The sequence below is a fragment of the Neglectibacter sp. X4 genome, assembly GCF_009917365.1.
In the GTDB taxonomy this organism is placed as follows: domain Bacteria; phylum Bacillota; class Clostridia; order Oscillospirales; family Acutalibacteraceae; genus Acutalibacter.
In genome coordinates this window covers 1-355 of record NZ_QWLE01000228.1, presented here as the reverse complement: position 1 = coordinate 355, position 355 = coordinate 1, and the positions used below count along the sequence as shown (strand labels likewise).

The following is a 355-nucleotide window of genomic DNA, read 5'->3' as shown; positions in this document are numbered from 1 at the left end:
GAATTCAATTAGCCTATCTGTATTCATTTGTACTCCTTTCTAGCATTTATGCGAGTTTTGTTTTTATATTACTATCATTCATGCCAGTTGTCAACAGATAATCGCAAATCTGCAAGTTTTTCTATTTTCACTTGCAAATTTGCAAGTCATGTTGTATATTATAACTAAACCAAATGGGAGATATGAAAATATGGATATTGGAAAAAGAATAAAGGCACGCAGAAAAGAATTAGGTTTATCTGCGGAAGAGGTGGCGGAAAGAATGGGGGTCTCCGCTGCCACCGTCTATAGATATGAGTCAAACTATATTTCTAATATGGGTGTAGATAAGCTCACACCAATTGCTACAGCTCTA

1 protein-coding gene is annotated in these 355 nt (G+C 35.5%); it reads left to right on the top strand.

Features of this window, described 5'->3' with window-relative positions:
- Positions 1 to 148: 148 nt before the first annotated feature.
- Positions 149 to 355, top strand: a 207-nt coding sequence (locus D1841_RS17835; protein ID WP_371722181.1) for a helix-turn-helix domain-containing protein, incomplete at its 3' end; no start/stop codon positions are given.